Annotated in this window: 16 protein-coding genes; 2 read left to right on the forward strand and 14 right to left on the reverse strand. The window is 52.5% G+C overall.

The features are described 5' to 3' along the window. Positions 1–22: 22 nt before the first annotated feature. The 13 genes from AC1XYH_RS08050 to AC1XYH_RS08110 all read right to left on the reverse strand — a co-directional run bounded on the left by AC1XYH_RS08050 (position 23) and on the right by AC1XYH_RS08110 (position 12,342). Positions 23–1,159, reverse strand: coding sequence for a lysozyme inhibitor LprI family protein (locus AC1XYH_RS08050; protein ID WP_096346761.1), 1,137 nt, complete (start codon positions 1,157–1,159; stop codon positions 23–25). A gap of 259 nt (positions 1,160–1,418) precedes the next feature. Next, positions 1,419–1,997, reverse strand: coding sequence for a TerD family protein (locus AC1XYH_RS08055; protein ID WP_096346762.1), 579 nt, complete (start codon positions 1,995–1,997; stop codon positions 1,419–1,421). A gap of 27 nt (positions 1,998–2,024) precedes the next feature. Continuing rightward, positions 2,025–2,600 carry a TerD family protein gene (locus AC1XYH_RS08060; protein ID WP_096346763.1) on the reverse strand — a complete coding sequence of 192 codons (576 nt, stop codon included), beginning with the start codon at positions 2,598–2,600 and terminating at the stop codon, positions 2,025–2,027. Positions 2,601–2,619: 19 nt separating this feature from the next. Then, positions 2,620–3,669 carry a TerC/Alx family metal homeostasis membrane protein gene (locus AC1XYH_RS08065; RefSeq protein WP_096346782.1) on the reverse strand — a complete coding sequence of 350 codons (1,050 nt, stop codon included), beginning with the start codon at positions 3,667–3,669 and terminating at the stop codon, positions 2,620–2,622. A gap of 10 nt (positions 3,670–3,679) precedes the next feature. Next, on the reverse strand, positions 3,680–4,129 hold the full coding sequence (locus AC1XYH_RS08070; protein WP_096346764.1) for a tellurite resistance TerB family protein: 450 nt from the start codon (positions 4,127–4,129) through the stop codon (positions 3,680–3,682). Positions 4,130–4,177: 48 nt separating this feature from the next. Next, a complete protein-coding gene (locus AC1XYH_RS08075) occupies positions 4,178–5,383 on the reverse strand; it encodes a TerD family protein (RefSeq protein ID WP_483326084.1) in 1,206 nt (401 codons plus the stop codon). Then, positions 5,383–5,991 carry a TerD family protein gene (locus tag AC1XYH_RS08080; protein WP_096346766.1) on the reverse strand — a complete coding sequence of 203 codons (609 nt, stop codon included), beginning with the start codon at positions 5,989–5,991 and terminating at the stop codon, positions 5,383–5,385. Before AC1XYH_RS08080 ends, AC1XYH_RS08075 begins: the two co-directional genes overlap by 1 nt. 174 nt (positions 5,992–6,165) lie before the next feature. Continuing rightward, positions 6,166–7,107 carry an HpcH/HpaI aldolase/citrate lyase family protein gene (locus tag AC1XYH_RS08085; RefSeq protein WP_096346767.1) on the reverse strand — a complete coding sequence of 314 codons (942 nt, stop codon included), beginning with the start codon at positions 7,105–7,107 and terminating at the stop codon, positions 6,166–6,168. Further along, positions 7,108–8,184, reverse strand: a complete 1,077-nt coding sequence (locus tag AC1XYH_RS08090) for a cysteine protease StiP domain-containing protein (RefSeq protein ID WP_174959119.1) — start codon at positions 8,182–8,184, stop codon at positions 7,108–7,110. It abuts the gene before it with no gap. A gap of 10 nt (positions 8,185–8,194) precedes the next feature. After that, complete coding sequence (locus AC1XYH_RS08095; RefSeq protein ID WP_096346769.1) at positions 8,195–8,953, reverse strand: HAD family hydrolase; 759 nt, start codon at positions 8,951–8,953, stop codon at positions 8,195–8,197. Then, entirely contained in the window at positions 8,943–10,076 is a 1,134-nt protein-coding gene (locus AC1XYH_RS08100) for a phosphoribosyltransferase domain-containing protein (RefSeq protein WP_096346770.1), read from the reverse strand. The genes AC1XYH_RS08095 and AC1XYH_RS08100 overlap by 11 nt, the downstream gene beginning before the upstream one ends. Positions 10,077–10,149: 73 nt before the next feature. Continuing rightward, positions 10,150–11,286 (reverse strand): trypsin-like peptidase domain-containing protein, encoded by a 1,137-nt coding sequence (locus AC1XYH_RS08105; RefSeq protein ID WP_483326085.1) that lies wholly within the window; start codon positions 11,284–11,286, stop codon positions 10,150–10,152. A gap of 51 nt (positions 11,287–11,337) precedes the next feature. Then, positions 11,338–12,342, reverse strand: a complete 1,005-nt coding sequence (locus AC1XYH_RS08110; RefSeq protein ID WP_483326327.1) for an ATP-grasp domain-containing protein — start codon at positions 12,340–12,342, stop codon at positions 11,338–11,340. Between the two features lie 279 nt (positions 12,343–12,621). Here AC1XYH_RS08110 and AC1XYH_RS08115 point away from each other — a divergent pair, with 279 nt between their 5' ends. Both AC1XYH_RS08115 and AC1XYH_RS08120 read left to right on the forward strand, forming a co-directional pair. Next, on the forward strand, positions 12,622–13,161 hold the full coding sequence (locus AC1XYH_RS08115; RefSeq protein WP_096346773.1) for a DUF1523 family protein: 540 nt from the start codon (positions 12,622–12,624) through the stop codon (positions 13,159–13,161). Between the two features lie 244 nt (positions 13,162–13,405). Beyond that, complete coding sequence (locus AC1XYH_RS08120) at positions 13,406–14,533, forward strand: hypothetical protein (RefSeq protein ID WP_143520324.1); 1,128 nt, start codon at positions 13,406–13,408, stop codon at positions 14,531–14,533. A gap of 351 nt (positions 14,534–14,884) precedes the next feature. Here the strand turns inward: AC1XYH_RS08120 and AC1XYH_RS08125 are convergent. After that, positions 14,885–16,437 (reverse strand): IS3 family transposase gene (locus AC1XYH_RS08125; RefSeq protein ID WP_169850854.1). Its coding sequence is split into 2 segments (ribosomal slippage): positions 14,885–15,975 and positions 15,975–16,437, totalling 1,554 coding nucleotides; the frame shifts between segments, so codons are not numbered across the junction. Between the last annotated feature and the right edge of the window lie 87 nt (positions 16,438–16,524).

The following is a 16,524-nucleotide window of genomic DNA, read 5'->3' on the forward strand; positions in this document are numbered from 1 at the left end:
TCACCTGATTGAAATTACAAACTCAGGGTTTGAGGTATCTTCCGAAGTCAGTAAATTGCTTATCTCTGCAGATCCAGCCGGAGAGAAAAACGAACCCTGTAGTGACGGCTACCATCCCCGCTCTAGCCTCCCTCGCCTCTCGCCGGCACCTCGCCTCGTAAGCGCGCTGGCTTTCTCCTTTCTTCCGACCATTACTACACATCCCTGCCAGCAGCACAGCCATGATGATGTAGTAAACCCCTATGACCGCCATCTTGGTGACCAGGGCAAGAACAAAACGTCCTGACATTCCATTCTGCTGGTATGTAGATTTCACTACTTGAACCATTAGTCCAGCGAATACAACAATGCCAGTGATCTTAGCTGGTGCTTCCGGCACTTCAAGCCACGATGCTAGCCAATAAACTAAAAGCCCAATGAGAGGCGCTGCGCTTGTGTATGCTGCATCAGTGTAGTCGCTATAGATGGTCAGGCGCCCGTCATGGTGCAGCCAAATCGACACCAGCACGATCAATAAAAGCGCGACTGCAGTGAGCTTCAAAGCAAGCTTCAACAGCATCGACTGATCGTTTCCATTCGACGTCGCTTCAATCGGCACGTCGAAGTTAGGCACAGGTGAATCAGATCCCCGCATGGGTGGCACATATGCCGCAGTGTGAATAATTGGTTCAGCCGCAAGACTGCCCAATTGGCTCGAATTCGATTCTGGGATTAGGTCTTGAGTTGTTACGTTATGACCGGGCGGATTTACAAGCGGCTGCTCAATTACGGCCGTAGCAGGACTTAGGGAGTGACTGCTGGATTGTGTTGATACCGCTGGAGCCACCCGTTGCTGATCTTCCCCTTGTTGTTGAACGATACCAAGTAAAGCGATATGCCGATCGCTCATTTCTCGCTGTAGACAAATTGCATCCGCCTCGCACGCGTCGCGCGACCTCAACCAATCGCGCTGCTCCTGTCTCAATGCTTCCTGGTCCGATGAGTACAAAAGCGACTCTTGGTAAATGCTGGCTAATTGATCGTCGATTAAAGACAAGCTCTCCACCGTACAAATTGTTCTCTCCGCAAAATTGGATGCTTTCCCGCAATCGAAACTCGCCCCTTGGGCGGCTTGCAAACCACACAGTACCATTAGACCTACTATAAGATTCATTCTCATCTTTATTCTTCTTTAACCCCGTCCACAGTCCCGTTGGTCTGCGGATGGCTGGGCCCTTTAGTAGTGCTTGGTTAGCGAATCGAGCAGCTTGTCATCGCACATCGGTCCCGAAAGGCACGCAACACGATCAACATTGCTCATATAGACGAGCCTTGCGCAAAGATAAGCTATGGCGGCAATCATGGTTTTTTTCCACTGGTACATTCCTTTGTCCATAAAAAACCCCTGCCAAGGGACAGGGGTCTCATGCTGCTATAGATCAGCCGATGGCTACGCCATGGGCTTCAGCCAGCGGCTTCAAACCACCCGTAAAGCCCTGGCCGATTGCCTTGAACTTGAACTCATCGCCGTGGCGATACAGTTCGCCGAACACCATTGCGGTTTCGGTGCTCGCGTCTTCCGAAAGATCGTAGCGAGCGATTTCTTTACCGTCAGCCTTGTTGACCACACGAATAAACGCGTTTGAAACTTGGCCAAAGCTCTGCTTGCGGGATTCAGCTTCATGAATTGTTACCGCGAACACGAGCTTTTTCACGTCGGCAGCCAGCCCGGTCAGCTTTATCGCAGCTTGTTCGTCATCACCTTCGCCAGCACCGGAGCGATTGTCGCCCAAATGTTCGATAGTACCGTCTTGCGACATTTTGTTGTTGTAAAAGATGAATGAAGAATCGTTCAATACCTTGCCGTTCTCGCCGCAAACGAAAATTGAAGCATCGAGGTCGAATTCAGCACCGTCGGTCACTCTTGGATCCCAGCCCAATCCAACAAGTACTTCGGACAAGCCCGGGGCTTCTTTGGATAAAGAAACGTTGCCGCCTTTGCTTAGACTTACAGCCATTGCGATATTCCTTGTCGTGGTGATGCGTCAGATGTTGATTCCAAACTGATTAGCCATCGCTTTCAGGCCGCCAGCGTAACCTTGACCAACCGCCCGGAACTTCCATTCACCGTTATTACGGTAAAGCTCGCCGAAGATCATTGCAGTCTCGACACTGGCATCTTCAGCCAGGTCATAGCGCACGACTTCGGACCCGGATACTTCGTTAACAATACGAATGTACGCGTTGGCAACTTGGCCAAAATTCTGGTTACGCGCTTGGCCTTCATGGATGGTAACTGTGAAAGCTATTTTGTCGATATCAGCCGGCACGCGGGACAGGTCGACCTTCAGAATTTCATCGTCGCCATCGCCTTCGCCCGTACGATTGTCACCAGTATGTTCTACGGAGCCATCCGGACTCTTCAGTTGGTTGTAAAAAATGAAATCGGTTTCGCCACGAACCTTGCCACTAGCAGTTATAAGGAAGGCACTGGCATCAAGATCGAACTCAGCGCCATCAGTCGCGCGAGGGTCCCAGCCCAGACCAATCAGAGTCTTAGTCATCCCTGGGTCTGTTTTCGAGAGGGACAGGTTTCCGCCTTTTTGCAATGAGAGAGCCATTTGACAAATCCTTTTATGGTTAAACGTTTTCGTTGGGATTACTTACGTTCGAGTCGTCTTCTTTTTCGGGAAAGATGACGCTAGCTACGATACCGATCATCAGTACAAACAGCACTATAATCAGGCTGGTATTGGGGTCGATATCGTATCCATGGTGGAACAGATGGTTGGTTGCGTTCAAAGCCAGCTTACCAGCGATGAAGAACAACAGAGCTACAACAGCCTTTTCCAAGTGCACCAAGTACCGCTTCAATGCTTCAAGGACGAAATACATCGTCCGTAGACCAAGAATTGCAAATATCATAGCCGAATAGACAATCAGTGGCTCACGACTCACCGCAATAACTGCAGGTACCGAGTCGAATGCAAACAGAACGTCAGAGATCTCGACGACAAATACGCATAAAAATAGCGGCGTGGCAAACACGGTACCCTTGGTCGCCAGGGACATGCCCTTATTCTCTGGCTTCTTAAGCTCGTCCTCTAAAACCTCACGACGGACGAAGAAGTTATGGCCATACAGCTTTGGCCAAACGGGAAACAGCTTTTTCCCGAAACGATAAGCAATGTGCTTGGAATAGTCTTCCTCTTCAGTATCGTTACCACCACTTTTCAGCATCATCACCGCCGTCCAGGCAACGATCAGTGCGAACACGATTTCTACCCACGGTCCGAAAGCCAACAGACCGGTGCCGATCGCGACGAATATCATACGGAAAACGATCGCTCCGATGATGCCCCAATAAAGGACACGATGTCGAAGGGCGTCTGGTATTTTGAACCAAGCAAAGATAGCCATAAAGACGAAGAGGTTGTCGACGCTTAGTACTTTCTCAAGAGCGTAACCCGTGATGAAAAGACTAGCGACCTCAGGGCCATGATCGAAGTACAGGAAGCCCGCAAATGCGAGCGAGATAACTACCCAGAAGATCGACCAGAGCGAAGCGTTGAGCAACGTTACTGGCTTGTCGTTTTTGTGGGTAAACAGGTCGACTGCCAGCGCGAATATCGCAAGGCCAGCGAAAACTGCCATAGTGAGCGGAGGAAAGCCGATTACTGTGTTTTCCAAGGTAATACCCTCAAAGATCAAATTCGCTCGGCTTCAAGCCGAGCTCGTTGCAAATCGTTCGGCAGATAGCTTGCTCGCTTTGATCGAAATCCCCATCTGCACCGCCTATGGCGCAACATACACGCACCAGCAGACGCGCAGCATCTTCTTTCTTACGGAGCTTGCCCACGATACTCAGAGCTTCAGCTCGTCCAATCGCAGGATCGAAATCAAAGTTGCTGCAGACCTCATTGAATGACTGAATCACGTCCTTTGTGTCAAAAACCTTGAGCTCCTTCGAATTCTGGATATAGCCGATCATCTTTTGTTTTTCTTCCGCGCTGATGTTTCCATCAGCAGCGGCCACCAGGGCACAACCGGCGACAACGGCTTCCATAAATTCTCGATTCTTGAATTTAGTCACTTCAGTTGCCAACCGTTCACGTGCTTCTGTAGCGTTTTTCTTTAGCCAGTCGAGCATTGAGCACTCCTTTTGATGAAGGCGAGCCGGTAAGGCACAGCCATTTGTTTACTTGGAACCTACGCGCCAGGACAGTCCCCACTGATAGGCATGGTCGAGCTTTTCCTGATCCCGGTGAAAGTCGACTCTACGGGTGACCTTAACGTCGCCTCCGATATTTTCAAGAAGAGCAATACAACAACATCCAAGCTTTCCGCCCTCCTCGCTAACTCGTACTTCAACCGGGGCTTGGTTTGGTGCGAACAGTGTGACAACGCCGTCGGTTGCCGACCAGTTAGGTGCGCCATCATAGATGAACGCAAAAACCGCAATTCGCTTGATCTCGCTCCAACGGTCACCGTTGATATGCAGCCACTCACCGTCGCTAACCGAGCCCGTGCGGTCGTCGCCCATAAGCTGAATGAACGGTGCCTGGTTGTACGCGCCGAAGCCTTTGCCGAGAGCTTGGACTACACCCTTACGACCATTTTGCAACTCGAACAAGCAACCCAGATCAAGATCGACCGAAGCTTTCTTACCAAAACCCAGAAAGCCACTGGTTTGCTGCTGAGCCCAATTCAGATTGATTCGAATCTGTCCATATTGACCACCAGCCTTCTTCTCGAGACTAATACTGGAGCGTGATTTGTCGAGAGTAATCTTGTTCAAATTCACACGAGACGGGGTCGGGGTCGAAGCTGGTGTGCCAGATGGCGCCGGAGCCGGAGCCGGAGCCGGAGCCGGCTTGGGTTCTGGAGATGGAGATGGAGCTGCGGCAACTTCTACACCGAAGTGTTTTGCCAGTGGTTCCAAACCGCCTTCAAAACCCTGTGCCACACAACGAAATTTCCATGCGCCCTGACGGCGATAGAACTCGCCAAGGATCAAGGCTGATTCACGCATGCCTGCTGTCGGGATTGGTGCTTCAATGCCCCCGGTAACGCTCACGGAGAGATGTGAAACTGAGGCGAAACTAATTTTAGTTTCATGGATCGTTGCGGTTAGCGCAACTTTCTCCACCGCAGCTTCAATCCGTGAAAGGTCCAGTGTAAAAACCGCTCGACCGGCGCTTGCCTCAGTCATCTGCACCAGCCCGTTGCTAATGGTTTTCTGGCCGTAAAAACACATATCTTCGTCGCTACGAACCTTGCTGTCGCTGCCAAGAAGGAATGCGGACACGTCGATATCCGCACCCACGTCCGGTGAGTAGCTGACGGTCACCGATATAGATGCGGTAGATAGAGGGGCGTTTGCCCCTGGAGTCAAAGTGGTCATCAGACGATAACTCCAGCAGCCTCGGTAGCGAGATCACGAGCAGTACGCCCGTTTGCTTCTCGGCCCACCGCAGTCATGTCCCAGCCCCCAGTAGTACGCGTGAGGTAAGCCATTATCATCCCTGTGTGGCTACCTTTCTCGGACAACGTTAGGCGAGCGAGCTCTTCATCCCCTTCCTCGTTAACGATGCGGCAATATGCATTTTCAACTTCGTTAAACGTCTGGCCTCGGAATGAGTTGACGGTGAACACCAGGTACTTTACCGCAGTAGGCAACTTCAGCAGGTCGACAAAGATGGTTTCATCATCACCGTCACCTTCTCCGGTCAGATTGTCTCCAGAATGCTTGATCGATCCATCTTTCGATTTGAGCTGGGAGAACATTACAACATCGATCGCTGCTTTGTTTTCATCCATCATGATGCAGGAAGCGTCGAGGTCGATAGAGTCGCTACTACCGCCGCCGCCCAGCATGCGGCTTAGGAAGCCACCGGAAGACTTCGCTTTCTGAACGGGGTCCCAGCCCACTCCCATGCGAACTTTCTTCAGTCCATTGCCGGCCGTTTTCTCAAGTGAAATCGTTTGGTTTTTAGCCAGTGAAAGCGCCATGTTACACTCCTTGTCGGTAAATTTTTTTTCGTTTATTGCACGAGGCCCACCTAACGGCAGTTGTCTCTGTACTTCCCATCAGCGTCACCAGACAGCGGCGCAGTCGAACCTTGCTTTGGCTGTCCATTGCCGAAGCCATTGTATGATTGGCTTCGAACAGGGCGGCCGAAATACCTATTGAACTGCTTCAGCTAAGCGCAAGCTGGCCTCGGTTATCTCTTGGCGGACACCGTGCCATTTTGCTCGCTCCAGAATGTTTTGCGCCCATTTGTAATGTGTAGCAGGTTCGCACATTGCGCCGTTGAACTGAAACACCGCAGGCGCAGATTCGTCGACGATGCTTCGCGCGCTATTGAGATCGTCTACGCTCACCCGCAATGCTCTATGGATTATAGGGATCTGTGAAGGGTGAATGGCAGTTTTACCAACGAGGCCGTGCGCGATATCAAGCTCCAGCTCCTCCTCTAATAGAGCAGGACTGGAAAGCTGCTCGAAGACAGGTGCCGTCAGAGAGAATCCTGCCGCACCCATTACACCGGCGAGCATCGGAATAACATAGCTCATCGGGCTTTTGTATAGGGTCATCGATGGACTGCGGCGCAAGCCTAAGCAGCCCATCAGGTCGTTTCCACCAATACGGAGCGCGATAATGCGTTGATCGAACTCCCCCTTCAGTGCTTGGGCTAACTCCGCCATCACCGCCGGGTTGAAGACATCAGGTGTTTCCAGGGTTGGCATTAAAGCGATCCCAGGATTAGTCACCGCTGCTTCCCAAGTTGATAGGTTAATTAAAGTCAGCTTAGGAACAACAAAGCCATCCACCAAGCCAATCAGTGGCCAATCATTCAAGATTGCTGCCATTTTTGAATCCCGGGGCCTGACAAATAGCAACGGACCATGTGCAGAACGACCTCCCCGCGCCTGGATATTCACTAGCAATCGATCCAAGTTGTGTAGAGCAACATGCACGTCAGTTGAAGAAACTGCATCTTCCAAACAAACGACAAGCGACCGCAGTTCTGGCAATTTTCCGCCATAAACGACATCCAAGATGTCCAGTCGAGTTGCAGGCATATACAAAGTAGCCCCAAGCGCATACGGCGAGAGCAAATTCATTTAGCTGACACTCCTTATCACCGTCACAGCTCGGTAAGGCCCTAAAGAAGCCCCGCCCTCTTCCACTTGAACGCCTGCTTGCTCTGCCAGGTGCATCAAAAGCTGAACATCATTATCGCTCTTGTCCCTGACTAAAACATGTTCCGGGACCCGCCGCAGCACTGCGCGGGTCGCTTCCGCGATACCTGGTTTCAAATGATTTAGATCAGAGATGCTCAATTTCTTTGCAATTTGGTGGATCACCCCAAAAGCAGCCTCTTGCAATACCCCGCGTTGCGACTCGGACCACGGCGTTGCCGCCTCGATACCGCAGACATTAATTCGCAGGTTGTTTATCTTGTCAACGAAAGCCCGGGTTACGTCGTGCTCACGCAAGTGCTCGTAAACAATGCAACCGTGCAACCCACCGTTAGTCGGCCAAATCGAGCGAGATACAAGGCCCGAAACGGTTGCTCCAAGAATACCTGAAGGAATGACCCAGTCGTCCGCGGAGGCTGATAGCCATGCCTTACCGCACGGATCTGCTAGTACCACAAGCCGCGGCTGCTCAGGGAAACGGGCATCGCCTTGAAGACTGCGCTTGACCTCACCGGATATCGCCCCTTTTCCGGTCCAGCCATCAACGAAAACGATGTTCTCGGCGCCATGCGCTTCTATCACGGCCTCCAAGGCAATCTTATCAATCCCACGATCCCGGATTATGCTGATACCGTAATGATGCGCTTCGCGACCTAAATCCGCGAGCGCCCGCCGCAGGAGGACACCAAGCGGTATTCCGGCACGAACGAATGAGACAAGCGCTACTGAAGGACCGTTGTATTCACGATCCAGCGCAAGGGCCAAGGCTTGAACGTCTGTCGCCATGCGCCTGCTATTTTGCAGCATAGCACTCGCGTACAGCTGCTTGTGTACGTCGCTGGGAGCTTTCTCTTGGCTGATCATCTCAGAATAGTGACGCCGTCGACTTTGAATCAGTCGCTCCTTTTCCATCACATCTGTCGGCTCAATGTCGACTTTGCGTAGTAGGAAATGAACATCCGTTGCGTCGTAACTTCCGCTCCCGACGGTCTCCATCATGGCAAAGGAGCTATGCAAGAGCGACACCTTTGACAACCTTCGTCAGCTGACTGTTACCAGGCGCGCCCCAGAAATGGCAGTCACTCATGAAGCCGAGATCTGAAATGCTGTCCCCGAAGCCAAGGACCGGCCGCTCGCCATTCACAGCACGGTCGCGGCGCAACCACTCCTGAACTGCCAAGCGCTTCTCAAGACCCAGGGGTATAAAAGCAAGATTGTTGCTGTTGCGATGTACATACATACCTTCAAGTAAAGCTCGTGCCTGAACAGCCTCGAGAATTTGAATAAGCACATCGTCGTCATTACCGTTGTGTTTGGTCACAACATAATTTTGCAATCCCGCCTCCTCAACAACCCAACCTCGCAGCGAAATACCGAGTTCATTACCAATCGCAAGCGTCGCCTCGCTGAGATCGACTAGCCGAGTTTGGAAATCATCCAAAGATGTCGTCATCAAGGCATGCCAGTCGGCATCAGGCGATCCATCCGGGGCAAGAAGCACACCACCATGGGCACAGATGGCGCCATGCGTAAATTGCAGCTGCACCCGACTATAGGCCTCAACACTGCGTGCCGTCACCGGCACCACATCAGCAGTTGCTAGCAGCCATTCGACAAATGCTTTCTGAACAGGCGACATATAACCGTTGGCTTTGCCCTCCATGTCTACGGTTGCAACATGACGTGGCGCTCCGTCGATCATTTTACGGGCTGTCTGAAAAAGCGTGTCATCGAGATCTACGAAGGCAAGGGGACGATTAGGAGGCATCAACAATCACCTCGGCATTGAGAGCTTGGATCAAAGTTTTATCCACTGCATCACTAGGGGTCTCGCTACAGATCAGGACGCGATCAAACTGACCTGGAGCCACGTTGTAAAGAAAATTCGGTATCGCCAAGCCGTAGCTATCAGAGAATGAAAGGGCATGTTTTATCGCATGCCCTAAAGCAATCGGCGATCGGGTGGTGGAGCTAAAATGCACGTCAGCGCCAGCGCGTTCAAGGCGTTCCGCAAGCAGAAATGGACGCCAGACGAACTCGCTGTTCCCAACTACCAAGACGCGCTCACCAGGGCTCACCACTAGGTCCAGACCCAGCGTGTCTTTGTCACCACGGACGCCAAGTCGTCCCCAGTCCCGTTCTGCGTGAATCGGCCATTCACCAGCTGCCACAGTGCCAACTTTTGGCATCTCTGGTAGCTTGGCATCGTGGTTTGTATGAAATGCGTACGAGCCTTCAAGTAGTGAAACTTGTACCGCGGTAGCACCCATACTTTTGATAACCGCACCCGAAGACCAATCGGTAAGGGTCGCGGTAACAACACGTTCTATTTGTGTCAGGCCAGCATCAACCAACGATTTATGCAAGTTGACAAACGTTCTGCCCGTCGAGGCTTCGTCATCCACCATTACCAAAGATCTGGCATTTAGCATCATTTCACGAGCATTTAAATCTACTGGGAGGTGAACGAGGTGCGCACTGGCATGGCTGTGCTCTTCCTCAAACCGAGCGAAGATTTCGGTGCCGACGGGGTGGCGCGTGCTCACAATGTAAACGGAGTCTGTACGAGTTCGACTCAACGCCCGGTGTACACCAGCGCCAAGCCCGACTGCGGTCTCAGCCATGCCCATCACGAGAACCGGCCCCGGCAAGTCTTCGGGGATTTGCGCGGCGAGTTTGTCAAAATTTTCTGAAATAACGGAGGGCCGTGCTGGGATGTGGCGCCCAAGGACTTTTGAGACAAAAAGAAACGCACGCTTTGGATTGCAACGCTCTGCGAAACCAAATAAGGAATTGGGATCGACGTCTGTTTGCTCAATTCTAACTTCGAGTCGGCCGCGCGTGAGTTCTGCTTGCAGCGTCTGAACGTCTGCCGTAGTACCGTTATTCATAGCACTCTTCCCTGTTTGTTGAGGCAGGGGGCCTTAACAGCCTGCCGATACTTTTTTAAATCAAAGAGCTGCCTTAAAAAGCACTTGCCTCAATGCGCCATAACGACGCTTGCGCATCCCTGGCTATTTCCGTAGTGGACCTCTGCGTACTGGCTACCTTCCGCAATGCCCCCGTGCCTGATGCGTCTAGAAATGCCAACACCAGTGCTGCCTTTACAGCAAAATTCATGCTCTGCGCGTCAGCCATGGAAGATTTGACCAGACCTACTACTAATCCCGAACTGTCGAACAACGGGCTACCGCTTGAGCCAGGCTGGATCGCTGCCGTAAACTGGAGGAGACTGGAGTCGTCACGAATACCAAAGAGTGCCGAAACACCCCCCTTCGTGACGTGTAGTCCTCGGCCAGCCAGCCCGGACAAAGGGTAACCCAGCGCAACGACCGTCTCGCCCAGTTCGCACCCTTTTCCTTCTCGGAACGTAACTGGAAACAGTGGCTTTGCGCCATCGACTCGTAACAAAGCGATGTCGTTCCGCTCATCCACAACCACCGGCTCCGCCCGGTATCGACCCTCGAAAGAAGCGATCGATATGGCACTCATCCTATCGATAACGTGGGCGCAAGTCATAATGTGCACTGGGCTGACGGCAAAACCTGTTCCGGTAGCCGTCTCAGATTTCGTAGCTTCTGTCCGCTGTGTCCCGTCATTAGGATGACTATCATCTATATCACAACCCAATCGACGACCAAGGGCGGACAATCCATACGCCGAGCCTTCTGCTAAAGCCCTGAATTTCCATTCCGAATTTCGAATATAGAGCTCACCCAGGACAATGGCTGACTCACCAAAGCCAGATAGACTGTGTTTGTGCTCAATACGCTCGTTAACGATCAAGTGCACCGAGCCAAGCTCGCTAACTGGCCCGGCCGCCGCGTAAACGTAAGCTACAATCAGTACTTTCTCACAGCCCTGAGGGAGACTATCGAGGGAAATTCTACAGAAAGCCTTTTCAGGGCCACCGCTCCATTCCATCCATGGTTGTGGTGACTGAAACAGTACTGGATTGCCGCATGGGTTTCGCTTGCCGTCAAGAGGCAAAAGCGCAAGACCAGCGTAATCGCCTAAAAGCGCTCCGCGGTCACTCTCCATACTCCAACTGCAGTTACTACCACCGATACTGACGTTTGCCCCAGGCGAGAGAAAAATCATCCGTGTCATCTCCACATTTTAAATCACGATAACAGTTCGGCAAGCTTTAGACTAACATTTGCCGTCCATGGGGATCGCTACAGAAATAGCTTTGACGCGAACGCCCATTTTCCATCTTGAGGTTGGCTCCGGGAGCTTGAGCCTGCGGGTGGCGAAGATTCCAGGCAAATTAACCCCCACTTCGCGGGTATAACCGATGCCACCGGAATAACGCGGATTAATTTCAAGTAGGTGCGGAACACCATTGCCGTCATCGCGGGTTTGAACGTTCACGAGACCATCGCATTTGAAATGCGTAGCAGCACGAATCGCAAGCTCTACGGCGCCTCCTTCACGCTCGAATGTTTGATAGATGCCTTGCTTGCGCCGGCCAACATAGGCAATCACGCTCCCTCCCTCGCAGACCATATCAATCGAGCACTCGCTGCCAGCCATGTAAGGCATTACCAGAAGGGGTTTTGGATTTTTCGCCCGTGCATAGAGATCAGCGAATACCTCCAAGTTTGCTTCACGAACATCTGTGTTTGCGAAACAGCGAAATGGATCAGTGTTTTCACTGAGCCTCCAGAAACCCTGCCCATAAATTCCAACCACCGGTTTGACGCATACCGGGCCGTGCTCTGCCAGATCACGGTAGGCAACCAACAAATCCTCGGATGTTGTAACGGGGATTCCTGGAATACAAGCCAAACCACTACATATCGCTTCGGCAGTAAATCGCCCCTTGTCTTCAATCATCTGAAGCCATTCTAAGGATATGCACCCCGTCACTAGGTTGATGCCATGCTCCTCGAAGCAACCCCGGTGGGCCTCATAAAGCTGTCCGGATTTACCAGCCAACACCACTTTAATGCCGTTGCTTACAGCTTTGTTGATCGCCCAGCCAACTCGCTCCAAATCGTCAGCTGGCTCCGTCCAAGCAACATCAGCAAGACCCGTAATCTCGGGACGGTCTTGTCTATGAGAGGCAAAGATGCGAATTGATGCCGGTAGAGCTTCTCTCGCGCCAGCGATCACGTCACGCTGACTCGACTGTCCCTCAAGGAATAAAAGCATGATTTTCTTCTTGGCAAATGTTGATGATGCTAACGCCCCCGCATGCCAATCATTACCGGCCAATTGAGTGACTTGCCTGATGGAGATCAGGCCGGCCTTTTTGGAATAACCGGCCTTAGCTGGTGCAGCCTGTGAGATCCATTGATATTACCGTTTTTTTATCGCCGACAGCTATGAACCAGAACGATTTCCGCTAACTTTTGCTCAAGTCTTTAGTATTCTACCTTGGTAATGGCTTCGGGGCCGTTATCATCCCCCCATCCTTTAGGAGTAACTTTGATGAAATGGATCAAGCGGCTCACTGCCGCTATTGTGTTAGCTACCCTCGCCGTTACCGCCACAGGCCTTTATTACGTGTTGCCCCGGCATGACGTCGTGTACGTCACCGGCGTGGAAGTCAAACGGGTTGATGATGATGGTGTTATCAATGCAGAGAACCCCGCTGAAGGACCTACCCGAGACATCTATTTCGTCAATACCGAAAACCCAGATACGAAACAGGTCAGGGTCTATCGCAACGAGGATACCGGCTGGGGATTCCCGTGGTATTTCAAGTTCGATTCAGCTGATGTACAGGCACGCGCGCAGGGATTCTCACGTGATAGCACCCAGCTCGCATTGATCCGATATTACGGCTGGCGCATCCAGATCTTATCTATGTTCCCGAATATCACACACGTCGAGGCAACCAAGGATCGTAACGAACCCTTGCCTATTTTTAACATAGCGTTATTCATTCTTTTGGGCATGTTGGCTGTTACGATCGCGATCAAATTGCTGCGTTTGGGTAAAAAGAAGGCGCTACGTGAACAGCTTTAAAGCTGGTTTGATGTGAATGGAGATACTCTAAGCCATATTGATGAGGAGTTAGAGCTTTATAGTAGGCAATTGAGTGCCTGATCAGCTGTATCGCGCGCAAGCCCGGCAATTATTAACGTGTGCTAACCGCCGTGACAGCCGGAGAAAAACTTAAAATATTGGTCGGTATCAATTGACCGCTACGGATAATTTGGAGCAGCTCCTTTTCGGCTATTCGGACGCTCACACCCAGCAAGGACGTTATATGCGCACAGCATTCAAAATCTGGCTAGTTTTAACCTGCATTTCGCTAGGTCTGTATACCCCCTACTATCTCTTCTCCAACAACGCTCGTGACGCCGTTGAGGAGCTGACGCTTTGGCACTACACCCCAATATCGGGCCCCGCTGAGGCCGGTGTTCCCTATGATCGAATCAGATCAATGTTTTCTGAAATGGGATTTGATATAGATCTAGAGTTCGAAGACGCACTCGAAGACAACGACCTCCTTTCAGATATCGACATCGACTATGTAATTGCAGATTACGCTGCTAAAGTTCGCGCAAGCAGCGGCCTGAGGTTGGTCAAGGCTAGCGCAGAAATCGGAAGGGGGCACACCCTGACAATGGTCTTTGCCGTTCAGGATAAAGGGTACTTGAAGTCCTTCGCGCTCGTCCGCGGGATGATGCAGCTCACTGTCGAAACAGAAGATTTTATCGCCGACCTTACTCAGCTCAATGACACAGAAGAACTCTTCTACGGTCTCTTCCATAAGGACGAAACAAAGAGTGAACGCGCGGTTCGCAAGATAGTCGCCAGCTACAACATACTCTATCACGATCACCTGATGGCCAACCCCCGCGCGAGTATCCCAGACACCAATACTCATGCTTCAGCAAAGAAGATTATGACTCTTGGTGACGTGATGGAAATGATGGATATGCCCACCGACCCTGTCGAAGACACACCGGACCCGGAACCCGCCGGAAAAATCCATGAAGTTCCGGCCGGGGGCACGCTCGATAATGCTATTTCATCGCTCGTCGAGTCAGTAAAAGACGAGACAGGTGCAAACGAATATGTTGATGCCCGCAGCGTCCTCAAGGCACGCATCGTCGGGAAGACAACGGAGGATGCTGCCGTTCTGTACACTATGGAGCGTGAGATCGCGACCCGATACCTTGCGGTATTCCTGCACACTGGTTCCGAGTATCAGCTCGTTGCAAACACCATTGTCGACTCTCAATCTGCTGAGCTGGCCGTCGAGAATGGCATCATCTCGGTCAAAACCCTCATTCACAGCATTGAAGATCCGATGTGCTGTCCGACGCAAGAAATGACCCTCAATTACCGCATCGACGGTAACGAACTGGTCGAGGTCCCGCGAAGCTAAACGCGAAGTTCGCAGACCAAAAGAAATTCGCTCAATGGGCGAATTTCTTTATGCGTGAGGCATCACGGAAGGAGAGCAGCCAGAAACTCCCAGGCAATTGAGCCAGGGGCGGCTGCGCCTGAATCGACCTAGAACCCGCAGACGTTTTCTTCCATTCATACCGAGCAGTTCCTTGCCTCAGCCCAAGAGCCTGAAACTGGAGAAAAACAGCGCCTCCAGAAATTGGACGAATGCCTCATCGGCTCTTGTCGATTCCAATAATTTAGAGCCCTACATAACCTCCATGAGTCCACCAAAGCCAGCCCCTCGACTGCGGCGTTTTGCAAGGTAGTTGTCGCGTCAGCCGTGTTTTTAAGCTGCTATTTTCACTGCCGGCTGCTCCCTCTCTGGGTTGAGTGTGACGGCGCCGATAGGTTGCCAATTTCGCGTTGCACCTGACCAGCGATGAGGGTGTCTATGACGGGCTTGCTGGTACAGCACATGACGCTTGGCCAGTACTTCTTGATCCTCGCCGCGATGGCGCTGTGCCGGGGTCACGAAGCGGATGCGGCTATGGCGGTGTTCATGGTTGTACCAGCGGATAAAGTCGCGCACCCAGCTGCGTGCGGCTTCCAAATCGGCAAAGCCATCCTGCGGCCATTGCGGGCAGTATTTCAGGGTTCTAAACAGCGATTCCGAGTAGGGATTGTCATTGCTTACACGGGGTCGTCCGCGCGACGGGGTGATGCCAAGGTCGTACAGCTTGCTCAGCAGCGTCACTGATTTCATTGGCGCACCGTTATCCGAGTGCAGCACCAGGGGTTGGCCCGCGCAGCGCTCGCCGAGCACGGTACGCTGCATCAGTCCGGCCGCCCGCTCGCCGCTTTCTTGCTCGTAAACCTCCCAGCCCACGGCCTTGCGGCTGTAGATATCCTCGATCAAGTACAGGTAGTAATACTGCCCGCGCACTGGCGATGGCAGGTAGGTGATGTCCCATGACCAGACCTGATTGCTCTTCGTTGCACTGTGCGTGGTCGGTGCGGCGTGCTTGTGCGGCGCATGACTGCGACCGCGGCGATGCTGCTGATCAGCGGCTTTCAGCACGCGGTAAAAGGTCGCCTCTGAAGCCAGGTAGCGGCCTTGATCGGCCAGCCTTGGCACGATCTGACTCGGCGGCAAGCTGGCAAATGGCGGGCTGTTACAGACCTCCAGGATGGTGCGACGCTCCTCAGCACTCAGGGCATTGCTCGGGCGCGGACGTGGCGTGGTCGTACGCACATCGGCCTGTATAACCGGTGTCAGCGCCCAGCGTTGCAGGCTGCGTAACGACAGGCCGATCTCTGCGCAGGCCACCGCCTTGCGCGCGCCAGAGGCGACGGCGTGGTTAAAGCGTTCAACGAGTTGTTGCCGTTCTGGCAGCGAGGTCAAACGTCCTCGCTGTCGTTTCCCCAGAAGGCATTCATCTTTTTTCTCAGTACCAATATGGCGGCGGTTTCCGCCAGCGCCTTGTCCTTGCGCCGCAACTCGCGCTCCAGTTCGGTAATGCGTTTCTTGTCGGCACGTGCTTGATCTCGCTCTGCCTTGAGCTGCGCTTTAGCGGACATCTGGCCCGTAATGCAGGCTTGACGCCACGCGCTGATTTGCTCGGGGTACAAACCTTTGCTGCGGCAGTATTCGCTGAGCTCGATCTCGCTCAGGGTGGCCGCATGCAATACCGCTGCGAACTTGGCTTCAGCGGGCCAGTCATCGGTGTTGTTCTTGTCTCCAGGCACTACCGCGCCTCCTGCTTTGAGCTTGGTGCGCCAAGCATACAGCGTCGCTTCGGGGACACCTTCTTGGCGAGCGAGCTCAGCTACGGAGTGGTTGAGTGGCGGGAGTAACTTGTTCAGCAGGGCAGCTTTACGCTCAGGTGAATAGCTCGACATTACAGCTCTCTTTGACGCCCCCGATCTATCGTTTTGATAAATCAGCTCAGGCGACAACTAGCCTGACACCGGGGGACTGGCCCATCT

The organism is Pseudomonas sp. GW-45 (assembly GCF_056896675.1).

What these genes read in the sequence shown, in the direction of transcription:
- AC1XYH_RS08090 (WP_174959119.1), bottom strand. Translation starts at nt 8,184, where the DNA reads ATGATGGAGACCGTCGGGAGCGGAAGTTACGACGCAACGGATGTTCAT.
- AC1XYH_RS08050 (WP_096346761.1), bottom strand. Translation starts at nt 1,159, where the DNA reads ATGAGAATGAATCTTATAGTAGGTCTAATGGTACTGTGTGGTTTGCAA.
- AC1XYH_RS08085 (WP_096346767.1), bottom strand. Translation starts at nt 7,107, where the DNA reads ATGAATTTGCTCTCGCCGTATGCGCTTGGGGCTACTTTGTATATGCCT.
- AC1XYH_RS08060 (WP_096346763.1), bottom strand. Translation starts at nt 2,600, where the DNA reads ATGGCTCTCTCATTGCAAAAAGGCGGAAACCTGTCCCTCTCGAAAACA.
- AC1XYH_RS08100 (WP_096346770.1), bottom strand. Translation starts at nt 10,076, where the DNA reads ATGAATAACGGTACTACGGCAGACGTTCAGACGCTGCAAGCAGAACTC.
- AC1XYH_RS08055 (WP_096346762.1), bottom strand. Translation starts at nt 1,997, where the DNA reads ATGGCTGTAAGTCTAAGCAAAGGCGGCAACGTTTCTTTATCCAAAGAA.
- AC1XYH_RS08095 (WP_096346769.1), bottom strand. Translation starts at nt 8,953, where the DNA reads ATGCCTCCTAATCGTCCCCTTGCCTTCGTAGATCTCGATGACACGCTT.
- AC1XYH_RS08105 (WP_483326085.1), bottom strand. Translation starts at nt 11,286, where the DNA reads ATGATTTTTCTCTCGCCTGGGGCAAACGTCAGTATCGGTGGTAGTAAC.
- AC1XYH_RS08080 (WP_096346766.1), bottom strand. Translation starts at nt 5,991, where the DNA reads ATGGCGCTTTCACTGGCTAAAAACCAAACGATTTCACTTGAGAAAACG.
- AC1XYH_RS08075 (WP_483326084.1), bottom strand. Translation starts at nt 5,383, where the DNA reads ATGACCACTTTGACTCCAGGGGCAAACGCCCCTCTATCTACCGCATCT.
- AC1XYH_RS08120 (WP_143520324.1), top strand. Translation starts at nt 13,406, where the DNA reads ATGCGCACAGCATTCAAAATCTGGCTAGTTTTAACCTGCATTTCGCTA.
- AC1XYH_RS08110 (WP_483326327.1), bottom strand. Translation starts at nt 12,342, where the DNA reads ATGCTTTTATTCCTTGAGGGACAGTCGAGTCAGCGTGACGTGATCGCT.
- AC1XYH_RS08115 (WP_096346773.1), top strand. Translation starts at nt 12,622, where the DNA reads ATGAAATGGATCAAGCGGCTCACTGCCGCTATTGTGTTAGCTACCCTC.
- AC1XYH_RS08070 (WP_096346764.1), bottom strand. Translation starts at nt 4,129, where the DNA reads ATGCTCGACTGGCTAAAGAAAAACGCTACAGAAGCACGTGAACGGTTG.